The sequence below is a fragment of the Bacillus coreaensis genome (genome assembly GCF_050586445.1).
GTDB classification, from domain to species: domain Bacteria; phylum Bacillota; class Bacilli; order Bacillales; family Cytobacillaceae; genus Robertmurraya_A; species Robertmurraya_A coreaensis.
Genome location: NZ_JBOCCY010000020.1, coordinates 40411 through 66783 on the forward strand (window position 1 = coordinate 40411; position 26373 = coordinate 66783).

The window sequence follows — 26373 nt, forward strand, 5'->3', positions numbered from 1 at the left end:
CCCCACCGGTCTATTGCTATATTTTAAATTTCTTAATCATTTCAGCAAGCTGTGAACTTGCTTCATTCAACTCAATAGCTGATTGTGTAACCGAATCGAGCGCACGGACTTGCTCTTCTGTCGATTCGCTTACCTTGTCTGAAGCTACTGCTGAGTGCTCAGCAACGGAAGCGATGCTTTGAATCGAAGCGACTACATCATCCTTTAAATCATTGATATGGTCGATATCACCTCTGATCGATCCAATGGAAGAGACAATCGCATGAATCGTTTGTGAAATATCATTAAACGCTACCTCGGTTTGACCAACAGCCTTGCTTTGTAGTTCTGAAATGGCTACTGTTTGCTCCATTTCCTTCACAACATGCTGTGTTTCTTTTTCGATACTTGAGATCGTTTGTTTGACTTGGTGTGCTGCTTTCGCTGATTGTTCAGCCAGCTTTCTTACCTCATCAGCAACAACAGCAAACCCTTTTCCACTTTCACCCGCTCGAGCTGCTTCTATACTCGCATTCAAGGCTAGAAGATTCGTTTGATCGGAAATCTCTGTAATCGAATGAATGACCTTTTCAATTTCCTTCACCTTTGAGTCTAGGTTATGAATAACTGTCCCAACACTCTTAATGACCTCATCGCTTTCTACGGCTCGTTGTCTTAAAAAGTTCATTTGCTCCAAGCCTTTTACATTCGTCACTTCGGCTTGCTTGGACAAACCAGTCATTTCATCCACATTATCTTTTACTTTTTCGATTTGTGTCGATAATCCGACTGCCTTTTGGTTTGCTCCCTCCGCATCCTGTGCTTGCTGATACGCACCTGTGGCAATCTCTCCTGTTGCTCTAGCCACCTCTTCACTTGCCGCAATGGTTTCCTCTGATACGGCTGTTAAGTTAGAAGCTGAGTCGTTTACACTGTCTACAGATTTTTCTACAGAGGCTATAAGCTCACGCATGTTTTCAACCATGATGTTAAAATGATCGGTCAATTGACCGGTTTCATCCTTTGATTTGCTCTCCACATGAATCGTCAAATCACCTGCTGCTACCTCTTGAACTTGCCTGTTTAATAGAGAGATTGGTTTTGCAATACTTTTTGACAGGAAATAGGTAATCACAAGACCAATCATAATAGCGATCGCTGCAATGATGAGGATCGTATCTTGAAGGCTTTTGGCACTTTCTAGTACGTTTTTCGTCTCATATACCATTCCGACCTTCCAACCGGTTTGATCGAGTGTTTGGAAGTAGAGTTCGAAATCCGTCCCACCCTCTGTATACGAAGTTGCCCCTTTTTCTCCACTATTCACAGTTGAAAAATAGGCTTTTTTACTAACATCTTTTCCTTGTTCCTTAGGATGAACTAAAGCCATTCCATTTTTATCTAATAATAAAGAATACCCACTATAACCGACTTTTGTTTCTTTGATGATTCCAGAAAGCCCTGCAAGGCTAATGTCCATCCCAATAACCCCAAGAGTGTCCTTCGTTTCTGGGTCAATAACTGCCTGCGCTACTGTTACAACATATTCTCCTGAGCTCGCATCCTCATATGGATCTGTCCAGATCGTTTCACCTGATGATTGAACGGCTGCTGTGTACCAAGGTCTTCCCGTAGGATCATAATCTGGTGGCAGCTCAATCACAGGGGTAGTCGTAAACTGCTTCGTTTCTGCTCCAACATAAATGGTTGCAGCATTTTTATTAAGGTTCATAAACTCTTGAAAGTCTTTGTCAACGATAGGCCAATACGTGCTTAAGCCATTCTGCTCGTTCGCTTTCACTTGCTTTAAGTAATCGATAATACGGCTATCTTTACTATAGCGGTCCACCGAACTTCCATAAAAATGTAAGTATAAGTCAATATTGCTCTTTAAGCTATCTACTTGAGCACTCGAACTCGAACTCACGCTAGTCAAGATTTCATCCTTTGTTTTAAAAAACGTCACAGTTGAAACAACTAGTAACGTAACAGCTATAAGGATACTGACTGTTAGCATAATCTTGGTTTGTATTTTCTTGAACATATCCTCACTCCAATGATGTTTTTCCTTTATATCGTCACAGGTTGAAGAAATTTGAAGGATTTTGTCGAATTTTTAGAAAAAAATAAAATATAGGAAATTTAGTTCTGTTCTATAAGAAAAACCATGAGTGCAGAGAATTCAATCTCTGCACTCATGGTTTTTAGCGATTATCAATTGTCTCTGGATTCAAGTCATGGTTCATTAAGCGATAATGGGCCATTTCTTCGTATTTCGTACCAGGCTTGCCATAGTTTGTGTACGGATCAATCGAGATTCCGCCTCTTGGAGTAAATTTCCCCCATACTTCAATATAGCGTGGATCCATTAATTCAATTAAATCGTTCATGATAATGTTCATGCAATCTTCATGGAAGTCACCGTGGTTTCTAAAGCTAAACAGGTATAGCTTTAATGACTTACTTTCTACCATTTTCTGATCAGGAATATAGCTAATATAAATGGTAGCGAAGTCCGGCTGACCTGTTTTTGGACAAAGGCTAGTGAACTCCGGACAGTTAAATTTTACAAAATAATCGCGATTCGGGTGCTTATTATCAAACGCCTCTAGAATGCTAGGTGAATACTCAAACAAGTACTTCGTCCCTTGATTTCCTAATAAAGTTACACCTTCTAATTCTTCATCTTTTCTTCCACTCATGAAAAGAACCTCCTTTTAATATGAACCGTGTTCAAAACGTAAAGAGGCATAGAAAACATAACCTTGACTGAAAAAATAAAACCATATCCTCATTGGATATGGTTGATAGTAATCATCAAAGCCATAGTTTTTTATAGAGGGTTTTGTTCGCTATGAACCTCTCCCGACACACGGGAATATGAATATGTCATCGTTACTATAGTGAATTTCTGTAAAAGTGTCAACGGTTTTTTATTCCACTTGTTTTTAGCGAATGGTGCATATTTAATGCACCATTAGGAAAAATTAACCTTCGAGTAAAGATAAGGAGGGAAATGAATGAAGAAATTTGTTGGAATCATCGCTGCATGCTTGCTTTCGATGTCCATCTTTGGTGCCACGTCTTCTTTTGCAGAAGTGGAAAAACCGGAAGATGCTAATAACACCCAAGAGGTGAAGTTAACCGACGCTCAAAAGGCAGAACTCGCTAAACTACATAAAGGTATTTTGGAGCAGAAAAAACAACTGATTCAAAAATACGTAGAATTTGGCGTGATCCCGAAGGAAAAAGCCGACAAAATGATTCAGCGTTTCGAAGAGCATTACAAAATGCTTGAAGAGAATGGCTTTATTTTTAAAGGGCCACACGGTGGGGCCAATCGCGGACCACACGATCACCATAAAAGCGAAGAATAACAACGAAAAACGGACCAGCTCATGAACGTGAAGTGGCCCGTTTTTTTTGGTTATTGAATTATAACCCTTTATTATCCGCTGGGAATTTTACACCAATTTGCTTGCGGACTTCATCCATAATTTCCATCGTTACCAAGGAGTTTTCATATGTATTAATGTTTGACTCCGTCTCGCCTTTTTCAATCAGTTCAATGAATTCCTTTGCTTCATAATACATAGAATTTACTTTTTGTGGAACGGAGAGGTCTACTTTTTCTCCATTTCGGTATTCAAGTACGACCTTTTCTGGCGTGTTCACTTTATCGATTACTAGATTACCGTCTTCCCCTTGAATTTCAGAAGGAATGCTAGAGTTCGTAATTTTTGAGTACATCAACACGGCATCCATATTTTTATAAGTTAAAAGAATACTTCCTTCTCCATCCACGCCGGATTCCAGCAAGACACCAGACGCTTTAACGGATAAAGGCTTCCCGAATAGCGCCACGACTGGATAAATACAATACACTCCAATATCCATCAATGCCCCATTGGAAAAAGTAGGGTCAAATGCATTCAAAATCGTTCCACTTCGATACGCATCATAGCGAGAGGAATACTGGCAATAGCTTGCAAATACGCGGCGTACCTGACCGATTTTCTCCAAATTCTCCTGAATCACAGCAAAGTTTGGAACAAAGGTGGATTTTAATGCTTCCATTAAAAGAACATTGTTTTCCTTCGCTGTTTGGATCATTTTCTCTAATTCAGCTTTATTCGAGGCAATCGCTTTCTCACAAAGAACATGCTTTCCATGCTTTAATAATAAAATCGCTTGTTCTGCGTGAAAAGAGTTCGGGCTTGCAATATACACCGCATCCAGATGTTCACTTTTTGCCATTTCCTCTAGACTTGTAAATAAATGCGTAGCCTGGTATTTCTCCCCAAATCCCTTCGCCTTCTCTTCTGACCGAGAATAGACGGACGTTAATTGAAAGTTTGGCAGTTCATTTGCCGCCTGTAAAAATGATTCTGTAATCCAGTTGGTTCCTATTACACCAAAGCGTATCATTATGTTTCTCCTTTGCCGTTAGTATGCTACCATTATCTTCCCTTCTTACGATTTTTTCAACCTTCATCAAAATCCTCTTGCCAACATTAGGAAATAAAGGTATCATTTAATTGACCAGTGTTCAATTAATGAGGTGAAATCTTTGTCTCCTAGAAAATCTGCACAAGACGAACTAACCAAAGAAGCTATTATCCATGTTGCTCGTGAATTATTTGTAACTAGTGGCTATTCTTCTTTTTCCATGAGGAAGCTGGCAAAAGAGCTTGGGTGTAGCCATGGGGCAATTTACTACCATTTTAAAAATAAAGCCGAGCTTTTTTATGGAATTGTCACTCAAGATTTCCTTACTCTGGATCAAGTACTTGAAAAGGTGCTTTCCACTCCAACCAACTCGAATGATGAGAAACTGTACTTGATTCTTTTTGAGTACATCCGTTTCGGCCTAACCCACCAGCCTCAATATGAAGTCATGTTTCTGATCAAGGATGAAGAGATTAAAGGATATTTACTCGAGGCTCCAAATAACAGCTATTTACATTTTGCCAATGCGGTTGCTAGCCTAGCATCCAAGCCACTTTCACCAAAGGAGATATGGTCTTTGTTTATTGGGATTCATGGGTTTGTCACCCATTATTGCCGAACCGAAACCACCTTTGAGGACGTGAAACTACTAGCTCAATCGCATGTGGAGTTTCTATTAAAAGCTTTGAAATAAATGAAGGGCGACACAAGCCTTTTATTTTTACACTTTATTGAACAGTGGTCAATAATGAATAAAAGGAGAGTTTCATATGAAAAAAGCATTGGTATTAGGTGCAACTGGTGGCATGGGATTTGCTTTAGTAGAAGAACTTGTTAATAGAGGGATCGAAACGATTGCCTTTGCACGTTCTTCTGAAAAACTAGCTCATTACAAACAGGATTGGGGTCCGCTTGCAAAGACCATGGTTGGTGACGTGTTGAATGAACAGCACCTAGGCGAGGCAGTGAAACAGGTCGATCTCGTTTTTCACACTATCAATATTCCTTATGAAAAATGGAATCCTGGCTTATTTCAGATTCTTGAAGCTGTTCTTACTCAATGTGCCAAACACAAGAAACCACTTATTTACGTTGATAATATTTATTCTTACGGCAGACAATCATCACCGGTTTCTGAACATACCTCTAGACATCCACATACGAAAAAAGGAAACATTCGCTTACAGCTGCAAAATCTAATTCAAACATCAAAAGTTCCCTACATGATTGCCTACTTCCCAGATTTCTATGGACCTAAAGCAGAGAGTACGATCCTTCAATACACCTTTAAGCAAATGCTGAAAAAACACTCGGCTGGTTTTGTTGGAGACACGACCCTTCAACGTGAATTTATTTATACGAAGGACGGTGCAAAAGCACTTGTCGAACTTGCCCTGAGAGAGGACTGTTACAATCAAGATTGGAATATTTCTGGTGCGGGCACGATATCTGGAGAAGAAATTGCAAAGATTGCCTCTCATTATCTTGATAAACCTCTGAAGGTAAAAATGATTGGCCGACGGATGATTGCGGCTCTCGGTCTATTAAATCCTTCCATGAGAGAAGTGACAGAGATGATGTATTTAAATGAAACACCCGTCATCCTTGACTCCACCAAGTATGAAACACTCATTGGCCCACTTCCAAAAACACCCTATCAAGTTGGCATTGTTGAAAACTTAAAAGAGTTGGCCAAAAAATAGAAACAAAAAAAGACTCGTAAAGAGTCTTTTTTTCAAGCTTAAATTAAGCTTTGTTTACGTTAGCAGCTTGTGCTCCACGTTGTCCTTGTTCTACGTCAAAAGTAACTTCTTGACCTTCTTCTAAAGTCTTGAAGCCTTCGCCTTGGATAGCTGAGAAGTGAACGAATACATCGTCTCCACCTTCGCGCTCGATGAATCCAAAACCTTTTTCTGCGTTAAACCATTTTACTTTACCTTTTTCCATTGTGAGTTACCTCCTAGTGCCTTGACACCTATAATACTATCCTTGCTCTCATTGATATAAAGAAGTGATTTCTTACATACCGAACAAAAATAATTCTCTTACATCTTACCATCAATAACTAGTTTTAGCAAACGCATTCAACGTTTATTTTTCGAGTCCTTTTGACAGGATTAAACAAATTGAAGCAAAGCTCTACTTTTTTCTACTATAACTTTAATAGAGATGATGAAATTTTTTTCGGAGCTCTTCTATCCCTTCTTTGCAAACTCCGTATGGTAGCCAAGAGCATCCCCTACATAGATGATCCAAATCGTCGGGATTGACTTTGGAAGCTGTTAAGGCGATTAAATGCGACTTTAGGTAAGACTTCTCTTTTTCTAGTCCTAAATGAGAGAGTACTTTTTCATCCATAGACAAAACATGTTCATTTGATCCCGCGCTAGCCTCACATTTTATGTTTCCACGATGAGGGCAGGCCATACATGCGTCATCAAAGGCAGCTACCGTTTTTATCATAAAGTCATCATGATCATTTCTAACTTTTGCTACAATTTCCGTCATCTTTTCAACAAAGGCTGGGCTATATCCCATTCCTCTGAAACCATGAACACAGAGGAGATGATGCCCTCTTAACACCTTTTCGTCTTCCATTTTTCCTTCCTCCTCTCACTCAAATATTCTAGCAAGAATAGCAAAATCCTTTAACGGTTTTCTTCCGCCAGCTTTTTAAGGGAGAAATGAGAGATACCGATTTTTTTACAAATGGTTAGATAGTGCATAAGTGTGATTAACAAGGCTCCTGCGTTCAGACCAATCAGAACTCCCTCCATTTGAAATTCGCGGAGTGAGCCAAGCACGTACATAATGGTAAACTGAATAATTGATGACCATACGGTATGGTAAAACGCATCCTTCATCAGACCGAGCCCAATCAAGTAAGCCTGCATCGGTATGACAAAGAAATGAAGCAAAAAATACGGCCAAAGAATCTGCAAATATCCAGAAGCGACCGATGATTCAAAAAACATACTGGTAAGTGGTTCAGCGAAAAAATAACAGACGAGCATTGCTGGTATTCCGTATAACGCCGTCCCTTTTAGTACCTGTTGCAACAAACGTTGAAGCCGGTTAAAGTCTCCGCTTGCATACGCTTTTGAAACAGTTGGAATCAGCATGATCAATAAAGAATGGCCAATAAAAGCTGGGAAAAATCCAATCGTCATCGCTACCCCGGTGAGCATTCCAAATTGTTCCGTTGCCGCCTGCTCGCTCACCCCTGCGTGTACAAGAGCAATTTTTATAATAAAAGGTTGAACCGCATGAGTGAGCGAATGGAAAATCCGAAGTCCCGTTGTTGGAATAGATACGGCCATCAAGCTCTTTCTTACTTCTTGATTAGGAAGGGCCTCTCTTGGCCTTCTTTTTAGCTCATGATACTGAATAAAAAACGTATGGATTAAATAGAGGACGATAACAAACTCGCTCCCTACAAACGTACAAAAGGCAATAAGAATGGCCGTATCTGTCTGGAATTCGAACAATTGAAAGAGCAAGACGAGCAAACCAAGCTGCACAAGCTTTCGTACCAGTTGTGTAGATGCAATCTTGCTCATTTGCTGTTTCCCCATAAAATACCCACGAGCAATGGATGAAAAGGAAATCATCGGGATCAGTAAGATGACAAGCCAACGTAAGAGCGGATGATACGTGTCAAATGTCGATATATACGGGAGAATGATTGTGACAGCAGCAAGTAATACGGAAGTAAAAATAATTGTTAGCTTAATCACATGCTGAAGCATGCTTTGGTGATAGCGGGCATCCTTTTCAGCAATAAACTTAGAAATCGAGACGGGCATCTCAAAGCTTGCAAGCATAATAATCAGGAAAATGGTTGGCAAAATTTGCATATACAGACCAAGTCCATGCTCCCCTAACTCCTTAGCTAGTACCATATTCGCAATAAACTCTACACACTCACCCATAAAGGTGGCGACAACCAACAATAATGTTCCTTTCATAAATGCACTCATGCTGTCTCTCCTTACATTTAATAGCGTTCACCATACACTATATGAGACAAGTTCTGAGAATATTTTCATTAATTACTTTGGCGGTCGGGATTTTGGGTCGAAAAAAGCAGGCATTGTTTGGATGAAAGGGGTTTGGACAGGGGTTTGGACAGGGGTTTGGACAGGGGTTGAGAGAGTTTGGATTTGGGAGTCCGAATGCTGGCGTTTTTCGGACCAGACTTGGTGGTATTTGCACTTGGGTGTCCGAATCCTGGCGTTTTTCGGACCAGACTTGGTGATATTTGCACTTGGGTGTCCGAATCCTGGCGTTTTTCGGACCAGACTTGGTGGTATTTGCACTTGGGTGTCCGAATGCTGGTGTTATTCGGACCAGACTTGGTGATATTTGCACTTGGGTGTCCGAATCCTGGCGTTTTTCGGACCAGACTTGGTGGTATTTGCACTTGGGTGTCCGAATGCTAGTGTTATTCGGACCAGACTTGGTGATATTTGCACTTGGGTGTCCGAATGCTGGGGGTATTCGGACCAGACTTGGTGAAATTTGCGCTTGGGTGTCCGAATGCTGGCGTGATTCGGACCAGACTTGATGATATTTGCACTTGGGTGTCCGAATGCTAGGGGTATTCGGACCAGGCTTGGTGGTATTTGCGCTTGGGAGTCCGAATGCTGGCGTGATTCGGACCAGACTTGGTGATATTTGCACATGGGTGTCCGAATCCCGGTGTTATTCGGACAGGATAGAAAGAAATCATCTTTGGTAGTATGAATCCGATGGTTAAATGCTTACAAGTGTATAAATTGCAGATAATATGACAGTCTAATTGATAGTTAGTCCTATCGAATACAAACCAAACTAGAAATCCTTTGTTTAAAAGAAAAATAGCGTGAATACTCACGCTATTTTATATGTCAATTTATACTTATTCACTCGAATTCGCAATGCCTTCCTATGCTAACTCCTCAAGCTGCGAATAAAGTTCTTCCACATGGCTCTCAAGAGTTTCCTTTTCACCGTAAAGCTCTTGAATTACAGAGAGCTCCTCTTCCAACTGAAGCTTTTCGTTTAATTCTTTTAAATGGGCTTCGATTTTTTCTATCCTGCTCTCAATTTCTTCAATCGTTACCGTACTGGCCTTTTTAACGGTGTCAGTCACCCTCGACTTTTTTTCGCAGACTGGTGGTGTTTCCAATTTTGGAGGCTGCATTTCTAACAGTTTCCCTCTCGCCCATTGGTACCCACCTGCGAACTGATGCAGTCTTTTGTCTTTAATCCAATAAATGCGATCAAAAAGCTTATCTAAAAAGTAGCGATCATGCGATACAGCCAGGATCGTTCCATTAAATTCTTCTAGTGCTTCCTCCAGAACTTCACGGGATTCAATATCTAAGTGATTGGTAGGCTCATCAAGAATAAGAAAATTCAAATCCTGATACATCATCTGTGCCAGACGAAGTCGCATTTTTTCCCCACCGCTTAGCTGAGATACCTTACGAAACACGCTGTGCCCATAGAACAGGAAGCGTGCAAGAATATGTCTGGCTTCTCCTTCTGTGACCTTTATTTCATCTCGGAATAACTCAATGACCGCTTCGTCTTTTTTATCAGGAAAAATATGCTGTGAAAGATACCCGACCTTCACATTACTTCCAAGCTTTAATTCTCCACTATCAACCTGTTCTTGGCCGAGGAGCATTTTAATAAGCGTGGATTTTCCCGTCCCATTTTCACCAATCATGGCTACCCTTTCGCGAAACTGAATGTGGAGATTAGCATCCTGAAAAAGCACCTGCTCTCCAAAGGATTTATTTACCACCTTCATAACCACCACATCCTTGCCACTTCGGTCAGCTACCTCCATCTCCAGATTCATCTTTTTACGATTCAGTATCGGTCGATCCAGCTTTTCCATTCTCTCAAGCGCTCTTTCCATATTACGTGCACGCTTATGAAGCCCTTCATTCGGCGGATTGGCACGATTGGCCCACTCACGTAGTCTTTTAATGGCTTCTTTCATTTTTTTAATTTTTTTTTGCTGTTCTTCGTATGCCTGAAATTCCTTTAAGAGACGCTCCTCCTTTTCCTTTACAAAGACAGAGTAATTCCCTATATATGAAGTTATCTCGCAATCCTCTAAATCAAGCATTTTGGTCACCACATCATCGAGAAAATATCGGTCATGTGACACAATAACCACCGTACCTTTATACTCTTTTAAAAACTGTCCAAGCCACTCGACTGACATCAAATCTAAATGATTCGTTGGTTCATCGAGTAATAATAGATCCGGTTGCTTTAACAGAAGTTGTGCTAAGCCTATCTTCGTTTTCTCCCCTCCACTTAGAGACTGAAACGATTGATCTAAGAGTGGTCGAATAAAAAGGCCATTCGAGATACGATCAATATTGGCATCCATTTCGTATCCGCCTAGCAGTGTATATTGATCTTGAATTTGTCCGTATTTTTCTATGCATCTTTCAAGCTCCACTGCCGAAAGATTTGGACTCGCCATCATCACCTCAAGCTCTTTCATTTGCGTCTCCATCTCTACCAATGAGACAAATGCAGTCTTCAATACATCTAAAGCCGTTATCTCGCTTTGGAAAACAGGAATTTGCTCCAAATAGCCAATTGTTGTCCCTTTTCTCCAATGTATTTGACCACTATCTGGTATGTCTTCCCCAGCTAATAGCTTAAAAAGAGTCGTTTTTCCACTCCCATTACGACCAACGAGTCCAACACGATCTCCTTCATGAATTTCTAGTGATAAGTTTTCAAAAATGGTGTTCCCACCAAACATTTTGCTAATGGAATTTACGCTTAAAGTAATCATTATTTAACGAACCTCCGGAGTTTTTTATATACAAAAAAAACCATGGGAAAAATCCCATGGCACGAAAAATGTGTACGAAAAAAAGAGAGCGGAAAGCCCTCTTTCATCCATTCATTATTTGTGGATAAGAGATGTTTCACTGTTTAGTTTGCTATGGAATTGCTTAAAAAGGGCAGACTTCTCCCGTTGTTCGCAAAACCAGCAAAAATTGCACGGACGATATACGTATAGCCCATCCAGAATCCGCGCATCAAAACAGCATTTTTCATCTCTTTCCACCTCCGTTTTTAGTTCAATTACCTTCATCATATTCATTTCGGAGCTGAAAAGCAAGAAATTTATGTAAAATTTTACTTTACTAGCTCATGTTTGAATGCGTAAATAACGGCTTGCGTTCGATCTTGTACTTGAAGCTTGCTTAACACATTACTCACATGCGTTTTTACCGTCTTTAGAGCAATAAACAAATCATCCGCAATTTCTTGATTGCTTTTCCCCTCAGCCATCAACAGAAGGATTTCCATTTCTCTTGAGGTAAGCTCCTCATGTGGTACTACATCATTTTTTTGGCGCATTTTCATCATCATTTTGCCTGTTACCTCAGGTTCAAGAACGGACTGGCCATGATAGGTGGCACGTACGGCATTCGCTATTTCACTAGCCTTTGAGGTTTTCAACATATAGCTTGTTGCCCCCGCTTCAAGTGCTGGGTATACTTTTTCATCGTCTAAAAAGCTCGTCACAATGATGATTTTTGCCTCGGGCCATTCTGCAATGATTTGACGTGTTGCTTCAATGCCATCCATTTCCTTCATAACTAAATCCATTAAAACAATATCTGGCCTTAACTCTAGGACCATTGGAATCGCTGCTTTTCCATTATCCGCTTCACCTACAACCTCAATATCTGGCTGTGCAGATAAATACGAAGAAACTCCAATTCTCACCATCTCATGGTCATCAACAAACACGACTCTAATCACTGCTCTCACCCTTCCTCATCAACGGGACCTTCACTTCTAGACGGGTACCTTTATTTTTCACACTAATAATTTTGCACGTTCCACCAATCTCAACGGCACGTTCATGAATATTTTGAAGTCCATACGAACCAGCTTTTGATTCTTCCACATCAAAGCCAACTCCATCATCCACTACCCTCATAATGATAAAATTGTCTCGTTGGATGAGTAAAACCTCTAGCTCCTTCGCCTTTGAATGACGAAGAATGTTCGAAACAGATTCCTGAAGGATTCGAAAGAGGTGATCCTCCACTCCTTTATCCAGAGGAAACTCCTCTACCTTCCATCCTATTTCCATTGTTACTTTTTGTGATAGTTCGACTAATAGCTCTTCGATTCCTTCTTGAAGTGTTTTTCCTTTTAACGGCACTGGACGTAAATGGAGAAGAAGCGCTCTCATTTCCAATTGAGACTGATGAATCATTTCTTCAACCATCTTCATTTGCTTTGCTTCTCGATCTTCACTTTCCACCTGCTTGGTTTCATTGATAGCAGACATCATCATTGATGCCGCAAAGAGCTGTTGGCTCACCGAATCATGAAGCTCTCTAGCTAATCGATTGCGTTCTTGAGAAATAATTTCTTGAATACGATTTTCTTGATCCTCTGCCTTTTCATTCGCAAGCTTCTGAGAGGCTTTTGCCTGGTCAGAAATTTGCTTTTGGATTTTACGAACTCTTTGAACAATCGGTTCATACGAAATCCCATTCTCCATCTGACTTTCGCGTCCTTCCTCTACTTCGTGAAGAAGATCGTCAATCGTTTGCATTTGTTTCCGCCAGAAAAACCCAGACCCCAAACCAAACAAAATTCCAATCGCAATACTTACGCTTGGAAGAAAGAAGATAAATGGGATATCCATTAAATTACGTTCCCATAGCTCTGACCAATTGTAGACTGGAAAAGCCATGAAAAACGAGACAGATAAAAAGATGAAAACGAATAGAGATAGACTAATTCCCCACACAATTTGGCGTTGTACGATACTCATACTCGCTTCACCTCGAGGTCACCCACCAGCATCGAAGTGAATACCTTCACCTTCTGATCCGCTTTCTCATACTCGCTCGTTTGAACATGTAGTCGCTGATTAAACAGCTTATCTCCTGTAACATTCAATATATTACTAGAGCCAGCAAGAACACTGTGATTCACACAAACCTCAACATCGTAAGGAACTTGAATCTGGATATTCCCGACTAATCCTCGTACAAATATAATCGTCTCACCTTTTGGTAAAACGGTATAGCTTAGGTCGATGATCGTGTCACCGATTCCCGTTTGGATATTTATATCATTCCACTCATATACATGGTCTTTCGTTCTTTGTTCACCGAAAAAAGTATTATCAAATAAGGGCGTTTTCTTTACGATCGTTTCTGTTTGTGGAGGACTCGATTGTGCTTCGACTACCTCAGGCTGTATTTTTTCTGGGGAACGCTTGGACTTGGCAAATTGAAAAATTAAATAGCCCAATATCCCAAACAAAAAGACTTTAATAGTCATCATATTAAATACACTTAAAATAAAGAAGATTGTTCCTGCCCAAAATAAGAATTTTCCTGATGTTTTGGGCTGGCGCTTCATCCCGATATAGATCATTCCTGATGCAACAAGGAGGGAGAAGATCAGTCCACGATTAAAGAAAGTGACTTCAAGTAATAACAATACAATTCCAAACATCACTGCCCAGCTGAGAAGATCACTCTTCTTTTTTCCTACCATGTTGATTCCTCCTCTCCTGTTCTCTAGACTTAAAGAAGGCGCTGGTGTTGCGCCTCCTTAGTTTTCCATCTTCTAGAATATCAGTTTTTCTTATAAAGTAGTAGCTTCTTCTTTTTTCACTTCTTTTTCTAGTTTGGCGATGCGGGCATCGATGGTATTTCTGTAGTATGAAGTGTTTACTTTTTCCTCGATACGGTCAAGGTACGACTCAATTTCTTGGAAACGCGCAACGGATGGGTTAGAGAAATTATCATTATCTAGCACTTTATTCATTTGATAATGCGCACGAGAAAGATTTTCTCTCCCCATTAATTCCATGCGGCGTATATGCATATCTTTTAGCTTGTGTTTCATTTCCTCGTATTTTTGCTCTAACTCTTGCAACTGATTTTCCGTGTAACGAAGGGATTCACTTAATCGTGCTGCTCTCTCTTCGTATTGAAGTTGCTCCGCACTAGCGAATGTGTAAAGCTCTGTTTCACCTGCATTTTGTGCTACTTCCGCTTGGTATTTTCTCTTTTCAGCCAGTTCCTGCGCTTGCTTCAACTCGCGAGTAAACCCGTCACGCAAAGTATATTGTCTTTCAACTAGCTTTCTTACTTTTTCTGTTTCCAATTCACATTCACGTAAATACTGGTTCAGCATGGCAATGGGATTTTTGTTTTCCTTTTTTTCTATTACTTCATTTAGATCGGCTACAATCGTGTTTTTTAATCGAGTAAATAAGTTTGACATAAATATCTCTCCTCTTTTTAAAATTAGTTTTTATTTAGTTCACACCATTGCTTTTCAAAATTTTGAAAAGGGTCGTTTGAAACGGTTTCTTTTACTTTTGTTTCGTTAAATTTTTTATAAACAACATAGAGAATATATGCAGCGACAATTCCAACGATCGCTGGTGCGTTAGAGATGGATGCCATCAGGAGAATGAATCCTAAGATTCCTAACCCGATTTTCATCCCTGTCGAATCTGTCTTTAAAAACTGCTTAAACACAAAGTACAGAATCGCCATGCTGACAACTAACCCTACCAATGGACCAAGATTTGCTAATAAAACTAACGCTGCAGTTCCTCCGATTAAAAGCAACCCGAATTTTTTCATTTGTTGTTGCCTCCCTTCTTGATATCATCTTACCTAGATTTCAAACTTCTCATAACGAGCTTAAGCTTGATTTTCATATACGACTTGAGGCTTAGTGGATGGTAGGACTGGTGGTAAATCGCGGGTTTGAGGGGGTTACCCCGTCATTTTGTTGTGGGTGGTGAGGTTTTAAGGGGAGTTCTCGTTAATTTAGATCTTTTCTTTGTTAAAAAAGGGGACTTGCTATAAGCTGAGTCTTCTTTATTTGCGATTTTTTGAACTTATTTGCGATTCTGGAATTTTATTAGCGATTTCAAATTTTTATTTGCGATTCTCAGATTTTATTTGCGATCCACTGATTTTACTTGCGATTCTCAGATTTTATTTGCGATTCCGCCGTTTTACTTGCGATCCGATTCCCCCTCTACTCCCACAATTAAAAAAGCCGGGAGTTTCCCCCGACTTTTCCTACTTCGAAATAAACATTTGTGTCCAGTAATGCTGCTTGGATCCGCCTTGGGCATATCCCACTCCAATATGCGTATAGCCAGAGCTCAGGATGTTTTTACGGTGACCTTCACTGTTCATCCATGCTGTCACTACCTCTTGCGCTGTGCGTTGACCGGCTGCAATGTTTTCTCCTGCACTACGGTACGAAATTCCGAAGTTCTTCATCATATCAAATGGCGATCCGTATGTAGGGCTGGTGTGAGAAAAATAGTTTCGGTCTCTCATGTCAGCTGATTTGTAACGCGCCACTCTCGCAAGTTGCCAGTCCGCTACAAAAGGCTTTAACCCATACTTTGCACGTTCTTGATTCGTCAATTGCACGACCTGATTTTCGATGGACTTTGTCGCATCAAAATCTGGGATGTTTACCTTTTGTCCTGGATAGATTAGGGCCGGATTTTTAAACTGAGGATTCGCTTGGATGATCTCAGACAATCCCACTTGATAGCGAACAGCAATTTTCCATAAGCTATCTCCCGGCTGAACCGTATACACTTGTTGTGCGAACGAGCTTGTTGGGATAACAACCAATGACAATAATAGAGCAATTCCTAAAAATAGCTTTTTAAGCATATTTAACACCTCCTAACAATAATAGAATTCATCTTCCTCCCCTAAAAAAATCAAGGAGAATGTTTCCAAATCGGAAAAGATTCTTCGTCCCCTTCATATAGTGTGTAAAGGAGGGATTTCTATGGGTTTGATGTGGGTAACAACCGTTGGATTCGCTATTTGCTTAGGAATTGTTGGTGGTGTGTTTATTTATTATCTAAGAACAGCACTTGATTTAGAGGATGCACATCGAATTGATTCCGCTCCAAAGGAAGAATAGAAATCACTGGCTCGGCTCTCTCTCCCGGGCCACTTTCTTATTCCCTTTGGCAACCTGGACAGTAAAAACATTTTCTTGAGGATACCTCTTCAAAGCAAATCGTTTCTCCACATCTCCCACACGATTCCCCTTCACGATCGTATACAAAGCAATGATTATTATATCCCCCCGTAAAGGTATCGCCTTTATATAAAGGCTGGTCCATATATCCTCCAAACCCAAGGGCTCGCTGCAGGACGGACTGAATCGCATCATAAAGATCTTTTTGCATTCCCTCATCCATTGTATCCGCTTGCTTGGTAGGCATTAGCCTGGCTCCATAACATATTTCATCCGAATAACAATTCCCTATTCCTGCGATAAATTGCTGATCAAGAAGAGTGGTTTTTAGCCGTCCTCTCTTTTCTCCTATTAAATCAAGCCAAGCTTTATAGGTTAAATGCCCATTCAACGGTTCAGGACCTAAATCAGCTAGCTCCTTTTCTAGCTCCCCTTCTGTTAAAAGATGCAGATACCCCAGCCTTAACCCAATAAAATACAACTCCATCTCCCCAAAAGAAAGAATCACCTGTTTGGTTCTTTTCGGCTGGTCAATTTCACTTCCCACATACATCCATCCACCAAGCATTAAGTGCAGTAGCAAGCTGTCTCCCGTACTTAATTTAAAAATCAAGTGCTTCGCTCTTCTATGAATGGCCTGTACCCTAGCTCCTTGTACTTTCGATATAAACGTTTCACTCTCCATATTGATCGACTTTTCACGATTGATGGTCACCGTAGAGATTTCTTTCCCTGATAATCGCTCACTTAACAACTTCCGATACGTCTCCATTTCTGGTAATTCAGGCATGGTTGACCTCCTTAAGTTCGGTTTCTCTTAGTATGTACAAAACCAAATATGTGGCTTGGAAAATTGTCCTTTCGGCCATACATATTTCTCTCTCCATTGGAAAAATTATGTTCATCTAGAAGATTTGAGGAGGAACGGCTATGTCTATGAAGGACTATGAAATGCCCCGCTTTCCAGAGCCTTACTGGAGAGACATGGATTTACCGATTTACAATTCTTTAATCGAGGATATCCATGTGGATGTGGCTATTGTTGGAGCTGGAATCACCGGTATCACAGCGGGATATCTATTAGCTAATAAAGGCTTAAAAGTTGCCATTCTTGAAGCTGGGAGGGTTCTAAATGGAACGACCGGTCATACGACAGCAAAAATAACAGCTCAGCATGGTTTAATATATAATGAATTGCTCCAAAACTTTGGCGAAGAACGAGCGAAGATGTATTACCAGGGCTCTGCTGACGCTCTTAAATTTATCACCCAACTGGTAAAAGAGCATAGCATCGAGTGCGATTTTTCAACCCAAGAGGCCATACTTTTTGCGGTATCTGAGCAATATGCGTATCAAGTGGAAGAGGAGGCGGATGCCTATCGAAAGCTTGGCATCCGCGGGGAGCTATCAGAGCAACCCCTTCCCTTTAACATTAAATCCATGTCAACCCTTGTCATGCCTGACCAAGCCCAGTTTCATCCACTCAAGTATTTGAATGTATTTTTACGAAAATTCATTGAAGCTGGTGGGGTCGTTTACGAAAATGTAACGGCAACAGATGTAGAGGAGGGCCCTCAGCCTAAGGTGGTTTTAAGAAATGGGAAAAAAGTATCCTGCGATCATGTGATTGCTGCGTCTCATTTCCCGTTTGTTGATAAAAATGGTTTTTATTTCACGCGCCTTGAAATCCAGCGTTCCTATATCGTTGCAGTCACCACACAAAAAGAGTTTCCTGGTGGTATGTTTTATGGTGCCGACTCACCTACTCGCTCGTTAAGGTCTACCCCTCTAGAAAACGGAGAACAACTTGTTCTTGTTAGTGGGGACGGTCATAAAACCGGACAAGGGGTAGACACCATGAAGCATTACCTGGCGCTAGAGGAGTTCGCCCATGATGTATTCGGCATTAAAGAATACAAGTACCGCTGGTCTGCTCAGGATATGATTACATTAGATAAAATTCCTTATATTGGACCGGTAACGGAGAAAAATTCCAATATTCATATTGCTACAGGTTATCGTAAATGGGGCATGACACACGGGACGCAGGCGGCACTCGTCCTCGCAGATACGATTCTTGGAAAAGAGAATGTATACCGAGATTTTTATGCTCCTCAACGATTTGATTCCAATCCGGATATTAAAAAATTCATTCAAATTAATGCGGACGTTGCGAAGCATTTAGTAAAAGGAAAGCTTGAGTATGTGGGAAAAGAGCCAGCTGAGGTGGAGGTTGATGAAGGAGCAGTGGTGATGGTGAAAGGCGAGCGCGCTGGTGCTTATCGCGATCACGAGGGCTGCCTGCATCTTGTAGACACAACCTGTACTCATCTCGGCTGTGAGGTGGAATGGAATCACGGAGATCGCACATGGGACTGCCCTTGCCACGGGTCACGCTTTTCTTATGACGGAGAAGTAGTAGAAGGACCTGCGAATAAACCGCTTAAAAAAGTGGAATTGGATTAAAAAAACTGGCCGAAGCAATTCGGCCAGTTCTTTTGTTATTGATTCGTCGGACGGTTTCGGTGAATGTCCTTTTTTTCTGTGGTTGTAAACTCAACTAGCTCTGAGCTCGTTTGTGGTTGCTTTCGGTTGTTATTACGCTGTGCATTGGCATTCCCAAGCTTTGTTCTTCCCATGTAAAACATCTCCTTTTAAAAAGAGGATACTTACATAGGTAGTATGAGAATCAATGCCTCTCCTTATTCGAATATTGGAGGTTTTCGATGCTTGGTTGCTTGTTCAAACGCAAAACCTAGTTTAATCAGAGTGGGTTCACTATAGGCCGTCCCGGTGAACGTGATTCCAACCGGTTCTCCTTCACTCGTATAACCAGCGGGAACCGTTATCGACGGATATCCCGCTTTCGCTGGAATGCCTGCTCCAAAATTATTGGGGAACACGATAGCATCTAGTTGGTGCTCTTTTAACACATAATCGATTCCTTGTTCTGTCGAATAGTATAAATCCTCTTCAAGCGCTTTTAGGTATGCTTCTTCGGTTAGTGTGCCAGAAGTAGCCTCCGCTTCTTCAAGAACCACTTGACCATACTTTAAGCATGTTTCTTCGTTATCTTTATTAAACTGAATCACATCTGAAAGGGACTTTACTTTTACCGAAGAATCCACCGTTTTTAAGTACACATTCACATCCGATTTAAACTCATATGTGAGCACATCATAGCTCCATTTTCGTCCGGTTGACGGAATCACCACATCTTCTATGACCTCGGCACCAAGCTCGACCAGCTTTTCAACGGCTGTATTCATCACCTGAAGCTGACCTTCATTTAAATACCCAAAATACACATCACGAGCGATCCCGATTCGAGCTCCTTTTAACCCTTGATCATCCAAAAATGAAGTGAAGTCAACTTCAGCCCATTCGGTGTTCGTTAACGTCACTGGATCCTTTTCATCATGAGCAGATAAAGCGCTTAATAAGTAGACAGCATCCGTAACGGTCCTCGCCATTGGACCGGCAGTATCCTGGCTATGGGCAATGGGAATAATCCCTTTTCGACTCACTAATCCTACCGTCGGTTTTATGCCTACCAAAGAATTTTGGCTAGCTGGACTTAAGATCGAGCCAGAGGTTTCGGTCCCTACAGCTACAACAGCTAGGTTGGCTGCAATGGAAGCACCTGATCCCGAGCTGGAACCTCCCACATCGAACTGAGCGGGTCCGTAAGGGTTTAACACCTGTCCTCCGCGTGAACTATAGCCACTTTTCATTCCTTCAGCCATAAAATTAGCCCATTCCGTCATATTCGTTTTTCCTAATATGACTGCACCAGCTTCTCTTAAAAGAGCCGCTACTTTTGAGTCTTCTTTTGCATAGGAATGAGCCAGTGCTAAGGAACCTGCACTCGTATGCATATGGTCACCCGTATCGATATTATCCTTAATTAGTACAGGAATTCCGTGGAGCGGGCCACGTGGTCCCGTCAATTTTCGTTCTGCATCAAGACTGGCAGCAATCTGAATTGCGTGAGGATTCACTTCAAGAACAGAGTTGATTTTTGGGTCTACCGTACGAATGCGATGCAAATACAAGGTTACAAGCTCTTTTGAGGTAATCTCCCCAGAAGTCATCTTTTCCTGAATCAAATCGACCGTCGCTTCTTCAAGCCACTCTTTATAAGCTTTATGTAAACGTGGACTCTCCATTCCTCCAACCCCTTTTTAAAATATACCTTTATTATACAACAAGGAGTGGGAATCTCTCCCACTCCTTGGAACTTACTTTCTTGAATTCGCATCCACCATTTGGCCTTTAAAGAACACCTTTTTCTCAACATCCTTTTTTAAATCTCGAGAAAATTTCTTTAAGTCTCTTTCTTCACGTTCATTTACTAAAGAAATAACTGTACCTTCTGCCCCAAATCTTCCTGTACGTCCTGATCGATGGACATATTGCTCGATATCTCTAGGGAAATCATAATGAACCACATGTGTGATCCCCTTTATGTCTAACCCTCTTGCTGCAACATCCGTAGCAAGCAGCATATTCACCTTGCCTGTTCGAAAATCCTTCAACGCATTTTTACGTTTGTCCTTGTTTAAATCACTATGTAAAACAGATGCTTTTACATTTTGAAAGGCAAGCTTTTCTGACACAACATTCAGGTTTCCAATATCTTTAATAAATACTAGGACACTTGCTTCCTCCAAGCGTGAGATTTTTTCAAGCAGCTTAATTTTATCTCGTTGTTCCGCAGCAAAATACACATGGTCAACCTTACCAGACTCAATCGTTTCATCTTTCGTCACTTTAATAACCTTAGCATCCTTCGTTAATTCCTTTGCTAACGTCACGGAATGCTCTGGTAGAGTCGCTGAAAATAAGACCACTTGGCGATCCGCCTGTGAGGACTTTACAATATTCTTAACAGTCTGTAGATGCTCTTTTGTTAAAAGCTGATCCCCTTCATCAAGTACAATCGTTTTTACCTCATGCATTTTGATTTTCTTTTGTGCGATCAGTTCCATCATTCGTCCCGGAGTTCCGGCAATAATATGAGGCTGCTTCTTTAGCTTTTCAAGCTGACGCTTCACGTTAGCGCCTCCGATAAAAGAGGCAGAACGAATTCCGCTTCCTTCACTCCATTTTTGGATCTCTGAAAGGATTTGCATAACAAGCTCCTGCGAAGAAGCAAGGATAACTGCTTGAATCGTTCGTTTCTCAGGATCCACTTTATTTAATACTGGTAAAAGATACGCAAGTGTTTTTCCCGTTCCTGTTGGCGACTCCGCGATCACATCTTTGCCTTCTACGATGAAAGGGACTGCCTTCGTCTGAACACTCGTTAACTCTTTAAATCCTTCTTTTGTCCATACATCCTGTATAAATGGTTGTAGCTCGTTTACAATTGTCGTACTCATATGCTTCTCCTTTAATCAAAGCTGATGTATTCAGCTCGCTCTTAATAAACCTATTTAAATACTAGCTGAAAGACCCCATAATGTCTATTCTCTTGGAATTTCAGTTATAAAGGTTTTCCCTTTAACTCCAGATCTTCTTAAGTGAAGATTAATATCAACTTCTACGTCAGCTTGTGCAAATACTTCATTCCAGTTATTTTCTACCTTTTTGTACTCTTTATGATGTTGTCGATTAAATGCCTCTCCAAAACCAAAAATATCAACACCAAACTCTGTTTGAACCTTCTTGATGGTTTCCTGAATATTATTGGCCACGTACCGATTGATTTTCTCTTCAAAGTGATCATAGGTATCAATTTTCGTTAAATCATTCATACATTGCGTGGCTTCAATTCTTGTTTCACCATTGATCTTCACCTTTAAAACAGGCTTTCCATTCGAGTTATCGACTTTTAATTTTGTATGAGTTTCTGACACGGTAACAGCGATATATCTTTCATCCTCTGGTTTTTTTTCCTCGTTTGAACAAGGCACACTCATACTTGTTGTCTGTAGCTTTTGCGTCCAGTAGTAATTTCTTGTTTCGTCTACACTTAAATATCCAATTAATCGGTCATTTCTGAAAACAGCTATCCCGTCCATTTCTACAAGAGTATCCACACTCGTCTTCATATTATTTTCAGAGCTTTCTCCCTTTTGGGGCTCCCCTTTAATCACTAATGTAGCTGACACAGGATTACGCCCTTTGGATGTTATGGCAGAAATAAAATCGGTTAGTCTTACTCCCGGGTCTCCTCCCCACTCCTCATTAAAGGATTTTGTTTGCTTATGTATTTTTAATGAAGGGACCTTTTGAATGGGATAGGTTACTTTCACAAACGCTTCCGCCTTTTCACCCTTTGTTATCATGATGTTAAAGTCATTTCGAAATTGACCGCTACGATCAAGGTAATCAATAAATTCCAAAATTCCTTTTTTCGCAATGGTTTCACTAATGTATAGCACCCTTGTATGAGAAAAAATTAATCTTCTTGTGATTCCAATATTCATTTTATGAAGAAGTTCAGATATTGAATTTCCTTCAAGTGAGTAAGTTAAGGCCGGAGCAGCCTCTCCGCCCATTTGATTTGTAGAAAATTGACTTGCGTTTACTACCTCGATGGTTAATCGATATTTACTGTTCTCTCCCTCATCTACCGCAAGCCCTGTTACAATTGAAACATCGTTCAATTCGATTCGATCCCAACAGCCGGTTAAAATAACGACACATCCCAAAATGGATAATGCAGTTTTTAGTTTCATTTTCCCCCTCCTAACGACTGATCTGGGGGACTTGGATGGTTATTCTCTTCACTTCTGACAGGTGATTTTGGATATAAATACGAAGGTCGATTTTTATTTAACCATATCGGCACACGAACAAATACATCATCCTGATTTCTTGGTTGAAACGGTGCGACCGGTGCCAAGTAGGGGATGCCGAAGGACCGAAGACTCACTAAATGAATAACCATAACGATTAAAAATAGGAGAACACCATATAACCCCATAAAGGCCGCGCTAAATATAACAACAAAACGGAGCAAGCGAGTCGCAATGGAAAAACTATAGATAGGAGACACAAAGCTCGCAATGGCGGTAAAAGCGACTACAATAACGAGAACATTCGACACGAGACCCGCTTCTACTGCCGCTTGTCCTATAACAAGCGCCCCAACAATCGAGACCGTCTGTCCAACCACCCTTGGCATCCGTACGCCAGCTTCTCTCAACACTTCGAAGGAAAGCTCCATAATCATGATTTCAATAACAGCCGGGAATGGTACACCCTCCCGTTGTGCTTGAACACTGATCAATAGCTGTGTGGGCATAAGTTCATGGTGATAGGTGGAAATAGCAACATATAAGGATGGAAATAAAAGGGCAATCATGAAAGACGAATATCTAATGAGTCTAACAAAGCTTGACATAATAAATGGCTGATAATAATCTTCTGATGCCTGAAAAAAATCAACAAATAGAGTGGGTACCGTTAATACAAAGGGGCTACCATCTACAAATATAGCCATTTTCCCCTCTAATAAGTGCCCGCAAATGCTATCAGGCCGTTCCGTGTTATACACGAGCGGAAAGGGAGTGAGGGTCTTATCGACAATAAATTCTTCAACATTCCCTGAATCAAGTAAGGCGCCCACATCAATCTTATTCAATCGTTCTCTTACTTCTTTTAATAGATCTTCATTTGCAATGTCATTAATATACCCTAATGCTACATTGGTTTTTGAATCCCTACCCATTTGGTAAATTTCAAACTTAAGGCGAGGATTTTTCAGACGCTTTCTGACTAATAAAAGATTTATCGGCAGTCCTTCTACGAAACCGTCTTTTGGTCCACGAATAATCGTCTGTGTGCTAGGTTCTGAAATGGCGCGTTGCTCTGGCAATCCAATCCCTAACGAAAGCGCTTCAGAGTACCCATCGACCATAATGACTGCTTCCCCATTTAATATCGCCCATACCACTCGATGAAAGTTTTCCGCCACTTTATAATCAATCGAAGGAAAATAGAGCTCTCTCATTTCAATCATATTACTGAATGAAATATCGTTCGGATGATTGGTCGCAGTTTGAATCACTCGATTAGAGAGCTCATTTTTGTCAGTCATGGTGCTTAAATACGTTATATAGGCTTTCTGTCCTCCAATTTTTATGAATTCACACTTAAAATCAAAGGTTCCCTTGAACAGCTCTTCTAAAAGCTTTTTATTTTTTTCCACTTGGCTATAATATTGCTTTGGTACTTCCTGCTGTTCAAAAAGCTCTTCCTCTGTTGGTTTTCCGTTGTTCTTATTTTTCTTCCTTGAAAACAATGAACTAAACAAACTCATTTACTTCCCTCCTTGTTCTTTCTCGTCTTCCATAGAAGAACTGGTAGAACCATAAGTGGAAAAAGCATCTGAAACGGAACATGCATAAATAATGGAACCACGATTAGACCTTCTTCAATATGCTCAGCGAAATTATCACTAATTTTCACTGAGATAAAAGCAATAATCGTTCCAATCGGTACCACGTACATCCGATAGGGTCGATTGCTTAAAAGCTCTAATCCTTTTAATGCTCCATAGAAAAACACACTTACTTTAACAATAATTCCAAACATGACGATGAAAACAACGATTAGATCAACCCGTTCGATAAACTCTAATAAGGATATTTCCCGAGCCGACGATAACAGAGGGAAATTCGATCTTGCTCTCGCCTCTACACCAAGAGTGGTAATTTGTAAGACGGCATTGTAAATAAGCATTACTCCACTTGCCATAACAGCAAGTAGGGTTATTTTTTTAGATTTTTTAAATTTTGATGTATACGGGATAATCATAGTAAAAGCAATTAATTCTCCAAAAGGAAAAGTTAATAGCTGTGGAAATACAGCTTTCATCACCGGTTTAAATCCATCACCAAGAATCGGAAACAAATTTTCAAATTCCATTTCACCCGAGATAAAAACAGCTATACCTATAATAATGATAAAGGAGAAAAAATAGGGCATGAACACCTCACTTGTTCTTCCCATCACTTCAAGCCCTAAATACAACATATACATAATCACGACTAACATGGTTATCGCGATAAACTCAATCGGAGTTTCGTCAAAAATAAACGAAACAATCAGTTCACAAAAATCCCGAAGAACACGGGAAGCAATATAAAGAAAGTACAAAATATACAGTAAAATGAATAAATTGCCTAACCACTTTCCAAAGCAAAATTGGAAAATTTCAAAGAGATTTTTTCCCGGTAACCTTGAAAGCACAAAATAATACATGAAGGCTAACCCCAACCCAAAGAACATGGCTAATCCAATCGCAATCCAAGCATCCTGATTTGCATCATTCCCCGTACTTACTACGGCCGCACTTCCAATTTCAAAAATAAAAATCAATATAAATAATTGCCAAAGGGACAACTTCTCAACAAGTATATTTTTCATGACGATTTACTTGATTTTTTACTTTTCCTAAATCGGTAATCTACCACCATACCGTAGATCAATCCGACAAATAAATTCACGTACAACATCCATTGACTTGTCCCTTTTTCAAAGAAAACATTCTGATCCAAAATTGATAGAAGCGACTGCTCATATAAAAACAGATCAAACATAGTAATCACTCCAATAGACCCTAGCAATATGAAAGTAAACAAAAAGGTTACCAACAACAATCATCCTTATCCAATAAAAACTAACTCCCATTCCACTTTTGTATATCATTTGTTACTAGTGGGTGAATTATGCTCACTTGGAAAGAAATCCCGAAAAATCTATTTTTACGTAAAATAAAAACCACCCGTAAGAACGGGTGGTTTTCTCTGCGGCTAAAAGCCTTTGTTACTGACCAAACCCTAAAAGGCTACTGAAGGGTTCGCCAAGTGTACTACTTCTACTGGCCAGACCTCAAAGGCCTTCTTCCCTTTTAACCTCGTTTCTTTTTCCTTACTTCTTCACCCGTGA

General features: G+C 40.5%; 28 protein-coding genes and 1 pseudogene. 6 read left to right on the plus strand and 23 right to left on the minus strand.

The genetic code is table 11. The features are described from left to right. Window positions 1-16: 16 nt before the first annotated feature. From ACQ5H4_RS20685 to queF, 3 genes and pseudogenes are all read right to left on the minus strand, one after another. Window positions 17-964 carry a methyl-accepting chemotaxis protein gene (locus tag ACQ5H4_RS20685; RefSeq protein ID WP_430776880.1) on the minus strand — a complete coding sequence of 316 codons (948 nt, stop codon included), beginning with the start codon at window positions 962-964 and terminating at the stop codon, window positions 17-19. Further along, a pseudogene (locus ACQ5H4_RS20690) lies at window positions 956-2023 on the minus strand (HAMP domain-containing protein); the annotation flags it as partial. The pseudogene ACQ5H4_RS20690 and the gene ACQ5H4_RS20685, both read right to left, overlap by 9 nt. Before the next feature lie 160 nt (window positions 2024-2183). Further along, window positions 2184-2681 carry a preQ(1) synthase gene (gene queF, locus ACQ5H4_RS20695; RefSeq protein WP_119706693.1) on the minus strand — a complete coding sequence of 166 codons (498 nt, stop codon included), beginning with the start codon at window positions 2679-2681 and terminating at the stop codon, window positions 2184-2186. Between the two features lie 318 nt (window positions 2682-2999). Between queF and ACQ5H4_RS20700 the strand changes: the two genes are divergently transcribed. Continuing rightward, complete coding sequence (locus ACQ5H4_RS20700) at window positions 3000-3356, plus strand: YckD family protein (protein ID WP_430776855.1); 357 nt, start codon at window positions 3000-3002, stop codon at window positions 3354-3356. 58 nt (window positions 3357-3414) lie between these two features. Here the strand turns inward: ACQ5H4_RS20700 and ACQ5H4_RS20705 are convergent, their stop codons facing one another. Next, window positions 3415-4407 carry a Gfo/Idh/MocA family protein gene (locus tag ACQ5H4_RS20705; protein ID WP_430776856.1) on the minus strand — a complete coding sequence of 331 codons (993 nt, stop codon included), beginning with the start codon at window positions 4405-4407 and terminating at the stop codon, window positions 3415-3417. 142 nt (window positions 4408-4549) lie between these two features. On the opposite strand from ACQ5H4_RS20705, the gene ACQ5H4_RS20710 reads away from it, so the two are divergent. Both ACQ5H4_RS20710 and ACQ5H4_RS20715 read left to right on the plus strand, forming a co-directional pair. Beyond that, entirely contained in the window at window positions 4550-5122 is a 573-nt protein-coding gene (locus ACQ5H4_RS20710; RefSeq protein WP_430776858.1) for a TetR/AcrR family transcriptional regulator, read from the plus strand. 76 nt (window positions 5123-5198) lie between these two features. Then, the gene (locus ACQ5H4_RS20715) at window positions 5199-6131 is read left to right on the plus strand and encodes an SDR family NAD(P)-dependent oxidoreductase (RefSeq protein WP_430776859.1); all 933 of its coding nucleotides are present in this window, start codon (window positions 5199-5201) and stop codon (window positions 6129-6131) included. Window positions 6132-6174: 43 nt separating this feature from the next. Here ACQ5H4_RS20715 and ACQ5H4_RS20720 read toward each other — a convergent pair whose 3' ends face one another. The 3 genes from ACQ5H4_RS20720 to ACQ5H4_RS20730 form a co-directional block, all read right to left on the minus strand. Further along, window positions 6175-6375: a cold-shock protein gene (locus tag ACQ5H4_RS20720; RefSeq protein WP_066052591.1), complete on the minus strand. Its 201-nt coding sequence runs from the start codon at window positions 6373-6375 to the stop codon at window positions 6175-6177. A gap of 213 nt (window positions 6376-6588) precedes the next feature. Further along, window positions 6589-7026: a DUF1284 domain-containing protein gene (locus tag ACQ5H4_RS20725; protein ID WP_430776860.1), complete on the minus strand. Its 438-nt coding sequence runs from the start codon at window positions 7024-7026 to the stop codon at window positions 6589-6591. Window positions 7027-7076: 50 nt separating this feature from the next. Beyond that, window positions 7077-8408: a polysaccharide biosynthesis protein gene (locus ACQ5H4_RS20730; RefSeq protein WP_430776861.1), complete on the minus strand. Its 1332-nt coding sequence runs from the start codon at window positions 8406-8408 to the stop codon at window positions 7077-7079. Between the two features lie 287 nt (window positions 8409-8695). On the opposite strand from ACQ5H4_RS20730, the gene ACQ5H4_RS20735 reads away from it, so the two are divergent. Beyond that, window positions 8696-8995 (plus strand): hypothetical protein, encoded by a 300-nt coding sequence (locus ACQ5H4_RS20735; RefSeq protein ID WP_430776862.1) that lies wholly within the window; start codon window positions 8696-8698, stop codon window positions 8993-8995. Window positions 8996-9355: 360 nt separating this feature from the next. Here the strand turns inward: ACQ5H4_RS20735 and abc-f are convergent, their stop codons facing one another. The 8 genes from abc-f to safA all read right to left on the minus strand — a co-directional run bounded on the left by abc-f (window position 9356) and on the right by safA (window position 16151). After that, a complete protein-coding gene (gene abc-f, locus ACQ5H4_RS20740; RefSeq protein WP_430776863.1) occupies window positions 9356-11239 on the minus strand; it encodes a ribosomal protection-like ABC-F family protein in 1884 nt (627 codons plus the stop codon). A gap of 143 nt (window positions 11240-11382) precedes the next feature. Further along, window positions 11383-11508 (minus strand): RAxF-45 family protein, encoded by a 126-nt coding sequence (locus ACQ5H4_RS20745; protein ID WP_430776864.1) that lies wholly within the window; start codon window positions 11506-11508, stop codon window positions 11383-11385. A gap of 81 nt (window positions 11509-11589) precedes the next feature. After that, window positions 11590-12222: a response regulator transcription factor gene (locus tag ACQ5H4_RS20750; protein ID WP_430776865.1), complete on the minus strand. Its 633-nt coding sequence runs from the start codon at window positions 12220-12222 to the stop codon at window positions 11590-11592. After that, complete coding sequence (locus ACQ5H4_RS20755) at window positions 12215-13252, minus strand: sensor histidine kinase (RefSeq protein WP_430776866.1); 1038 nt, start codon at window positions 13250-13252, stop codon at window positions 12215-12217. The genes ACQ5H4_RS20750 and ACQ5H4_RS20755 overlap by 8 nt, the downstream gene beginning before the upstream one ends. Further along, on the minus strand, window positions 13249-13986 hold the full coding sequence (liaF, locus tag ACQ5H4_RS20760; protein WP_430776867.1) for a cell wall-active antibiotics response protein LiaF: 738 nt from the start codon (window positions 13984-13986) through the stop codon (window positions 13249-13251). The genes ACQ5H4_RS20755 and liaF overlap by 4 nt, the downstream gene beginning before the upstream one ends. Window positions 13987-14076: 90 nt before the next feature. Then, the gene (locus ACQ5H4_RS20765) at window positions 14077-14721 is read right to left on the minus strand and encodes a PspA/IM30 family protein (protein WP_430776868.1); all 645 of its coding nucleotides are present in this window, start codon (window positions 14719-14721) and stop codon (window positions 14077-14079) included. Window positions 14722-14744: 23 nt separating this feature from the next. Next, complete coding sequence (locus ACQ5H4_RS20770) at window positions 14745-15089, minus strand: lmo0954 family membrane protein (protein ID WP_430776869.1); 345 nt, start codon at window positions 15087-15089, stop codon at window positions 14745-14747. Between the two features lie 447 nt (window positions 15090-15536). Then, window positions 15537-16151 carry a SafA/ExsA family spore coat assembly protein gene (gene safA / locus ACQ5H4_RS20775; RefSeq protein WP_430776870.1) on the minus strand — a complete coding sequence of 205 codons (615 nt, stop codon included), beginning with the start codon at window positions 16149-16151 and terminating at the stop codon, window positions 15537-15539. A 121-nt stretch (window positions 16152-16272) separates the two neighbouring features. On the opposite strand from safA, the gene ACQ5H4_RS20780 reads away from it, so the two are divergent. Further along, window positions 16273-16410 carry a hypothetical protein gene (locus ACQ5H4_RS20780; RefSeq protein WP_430776871.1) on the plus strand — a complete coding sequence of 46 codons (138 nt, stop codon included), beginning with the start codon at window positions 16273-16275 and terminating at the stop codon, window positions 16408-16410. A 37-nt stretch (window positions 16411-16447) separates the two neighbouring features. Here ACQ5H4_RS20780 and ACQ5H4_RS20785 read toward each other — a convergent pair whose 3' ends face one another. Continuing rightward, window positions 16448-17260, minus strand: a complete 813-nt coding sequence (locus ACQ5H4_RS20785) for an Fpg/Nei family DNA glycosylase (protein WP_430776872.1) — start codon at window positions 17258-17260, stop codon at window positions 16448-16450. A 140-nt stretch (window positions 17261-17400) separates the two neighbouring features. Here ACQ5H4_RS20785 and ACQ5H4_RS20790 point away from each other — a divergent pair, with 140 nt between their 5' ends. Further along, entirely contained in the window at window positions 17401-18936 is a 1536-nt protein-coding gene (locus ACQ5H4_RS20790) for an FAD-dependent oxidoreductase (RefSeq protein ID WP_430776873.1), read from the plus strand. 35 nt (window positions 18937-18971) lie between these two features. Here ACQ5H4_RS20790 and ACQ5H4_RS20795 read toward each other — a convergent pair whose 3' ends face one another. The 7 genes from ACQ5H4_RS20795 to ACQ5H4_RS20825 form a co-directional block, all read right to left on the minus strand. Beyond that, window positions 18972-19109 (minus strand): hypothetical protein, encoded by a 138-nt coding sequence (locus ACQ5H4_RS20795; RefSeq protein WP_251522638.1) that lies wholly within the window; start codon window positions 19107-19109, stop codon window positions 18972-18974. Between the two features lie 63 nt (window positions 19110-19172). Then, window positions 19173-20639 carry an amidase family protein gene (locus tag ACQ5H4_RS20800; RefSeq protein ID WP_430776874.1) on the minus strand — a complete coding sequence of 489 codons (1467 nt, stop codon included), beginning with the start codon at window positions 20637-20639 and terminating at the stop codon, window positions 19173-19175. Window positions 20640-20711: 72 nt separating this feature from the next. After that, complete coding sequence (locus tag ACQ5H4_RS20805; protein WP_430776875.1) at window positions 20712-21854, minus strand: DEAD/DEAH box helicase; 1143 nt, start codon at window positions 21852-21854, stop codon at window positions 20712-20714. 84 nt (window positions 21855-21938) lie between these two features. Then, window positions 21939-23156, minus strand: coding sequence for a Ger(x)C family spore germination protein (locus ACQ5H4_RS20810; RefSeq protein ID WP_430776876.1), 1218 nt, complete (start codon window positions 23154-23156; stop codon window positions 21939-21941). Next, on the minus strand, window positions 23153-24742 hold the full coding sequence (locus ACQ5H4_RS20815; protein ID WP_430776877.1) for a spore germination protein: 1590 nt from the start codon (window positions 24740-24742) through the stop codon (window positions 23153-23155). Before ACQ5H4_RS20815 ends, ACQ5H4_RS20810 begins: the two co-directional genes overlap by 4 nt. After that, window positions 24739-25851 (minus strand): GerAB/ArcD/ProY family transporter, encoded by a 1113-nt coding sequence (locus tag ACQ5H4_RS20820; RefSeq protein WP_430776878.1) that lies wholly within the window; start codon window positions 25849-25851, stop codon window positions 24739-24741. Before ACQ5H4_RS20820 ends, ACQ5H4_RS20815 begins: the two co-directional genes overlap by 4 nt. Continuing rightward, entirely contained in the window at window positions 25848-26024 is a 177-nt protein-coding gene (locus tag ACQ5H4_RS20825) for a hypothetical protein (RefSeq protein WP_430776879.1), read from the minus strand. Before ACQ5H4_RS20825 ends, ACQ5H4_RS20820 begins: the two co-directional genes overlap by 4 nt. Between the last annotated feature and the right edge of the window lie 349 nt (window positions 26025-26373).

Excerpts from the sequence above, each read along its gene's own strand:
- ACQ5H4_RS20685 (WP_430776880.1), bottom strand. The coding sequence starts at position 964 with ATGGTTGAAAACATGCGTGAGCTTATAGCCTCTGTAGAAAAATCTGTA.
- queF (WP_119706693.1), bottom strand. The coding sequence starts at position 2,681 with ATGAGTGGAAGAAAAGATGAAGAATTAGAAGGTGTAACTTTATTAGGA.
- ACQ5H4_RS20700 (WP_430776855.1), top strand. The coding sequence starts at position 3,000 with ATGAAGAAATTTGTTGGAATCATCGCTGCATGCTTGCTTTCGATGTCC.
- ACQ5H4_RS20705 (WP_430776856.1), bottom strand. The coding sequence starts at position 4,407 with ATGATACGCTTTGGTGTAATAGGAACCAACTGGATTACAGAATCATTT.
- ACQ5H4_RS20715 (WP_430776859.1), top strand. The coding sequence starts at position 5,199 with ATGAAAAAAGCATTGGTATTAGGTGCAACTGGTGGCATGGGATTTGCT.
- ACQ5H4_RS20720 (WP_066052591.1), bottom strand. The coding sequence starts at position 6,375 with ATGGAAAAAGGTAAAGTAAAATGGTTTAACGCAGAAAAAGGTTTTGGA.
- ACQ5H4_RS20725 (WP_430776860.1), bottom strand. The coding sequence starts at position 7,026 with ATGGAAGACGAAAAGGTGTTAAGAGGGCATCATCTCCTCTGTGTTCAT.
- ACQ5H4_RS20730 (WP_430776861.1), bottom strand. The coding sequence starts at position 8,408 with ATGAGTGCATTTATGAAAGGAACATTATTGTTGGTTGTCGCCACCTTT.
- abc-f (WP_430776863.1), bottom strand. The coding sequence starts at position 11,239 with ATGATTACTTTAAGCGTAAATTCCATTAGCAAAATGTTTGGTGGGAAC.
- ACQ5H4_RS20745 (WP_430776864.1), bottom strand. The coding sequence starts at position 11,508 with ATGAAAAATGCTGTTTTGATGCGCGGATTCTGGATGGGCTATACGTAT.
- ACQ5H4_RS20755 (WP_430776866.1), bottom strand. The coding sequence starts at position 13,252 with ATGAGTATCGTACAACGCCAAATTGTGTGGGGAATTAGTCTATCTCTA.
- liaF (WP_430776867.1), bottom strand. The coding sequence starts at position 13,986 with ATGGTAGGAAAAAAGAAGAGTGATCTTCTCAGCTGGGCAGTGATGTTT.
- ACQ5H4_RS20765 (WP_430776868.1), bottom strand. The coding sequence starts at position 14,721 with ATGTCAAACTTATTTACTCGATTAAAAAACACGATTGTAGCCGATCTA.
- ACQ5H4_RS20770 (WP_430776869.1), bottom strand. The coding sequence starts at position 15,089 with ATGAAAAAATTCGGGTTGCTTTTAATCGGAGGAACTGCAGCGTTAGTT.
- safA (WP_430776870.1), bottom strand. The coding sequence starts at position 16,151 with ATGCTTAAAAAGCTATTTTTAGGAATTGCTCTATTATTGTCATTGGTT.
- ACQ5H4_RS20780 (WP_430776871.1), top strand. The coding sequence starts at position 16,273 with ATGGGTTTGATGTGGGTAACAACCGTTGGATTCGCTATTTGCTTAGGA.
- ACQ5H4_RS20785 (WP_430776872.1), bottom strand. The coding sequence starts at position 17,260 with ATGCCTGAATTACCAGAAATGGAGACGTATCGGAAGTTGTTAAGTGAG.
- ACQ5H4_RS20790 (WP_430776873.1), top strand. The coding sequence starts at position 17,401 with ATGTCTATGAAGGACTATGAAATGCCCCGCTTTCCAGAGCCTTACTGG.
- ACQ5H4_RS20795 (WP_251522638.1), bottom strand. The coding sequence starts at position 19,109 with ATGGGAAGAACAAAGCTTGGGAATGCCAATGCACAGCGTAATAACAAC.
- ACQ5H4_RS20800 (WP_430776874.1), bottom strand. The coding sequence starts at position 20,639 with ATGGAGAGTCCACGTTTACATAAAGCTTATAAAGAGTGGCTTGAAGAA.
- ACQ5H4_RS20805 (WP_430776875.1), bottom strand. The coding sequence starts at position 21,854 with ATGAGTACGACAATTGTAAACGAGCTACAACCATTTATACAGGATGTA.
- ACQ5H4_RS20810 (WP_430776876.1), bottom strand. The coding sequence starts at position 23,156 with ATGAAACTAAAAACTGCATTATCCATTTTGGGATGTGTCGTTATTTTA.
- ACQ5H4_RS20815 (WP_430776877.1), bottom strand. The coding sequence starts at position 24,742 with ATGAGTTTGTTTAGTTCATTGTTTTCAAGGAAGAAAAATAAGAACAAC.
- ACQ5H4_RS20820 (WP_430776878.1), bottom strand. The coding sequence starts at position 25,851 with ATGAAAAATATACTTGTTGAGAAGTTGTCCCTTTGGCAATTATTTATA.
- ACQ5H4_RS20825 (WP_430776879.1), bottom strand. The coding sequence starts at position 26,024 with ATGTTTGATCTGTTTTTATATGAGCAGTCGCTTCTATCAATTTTGGAT.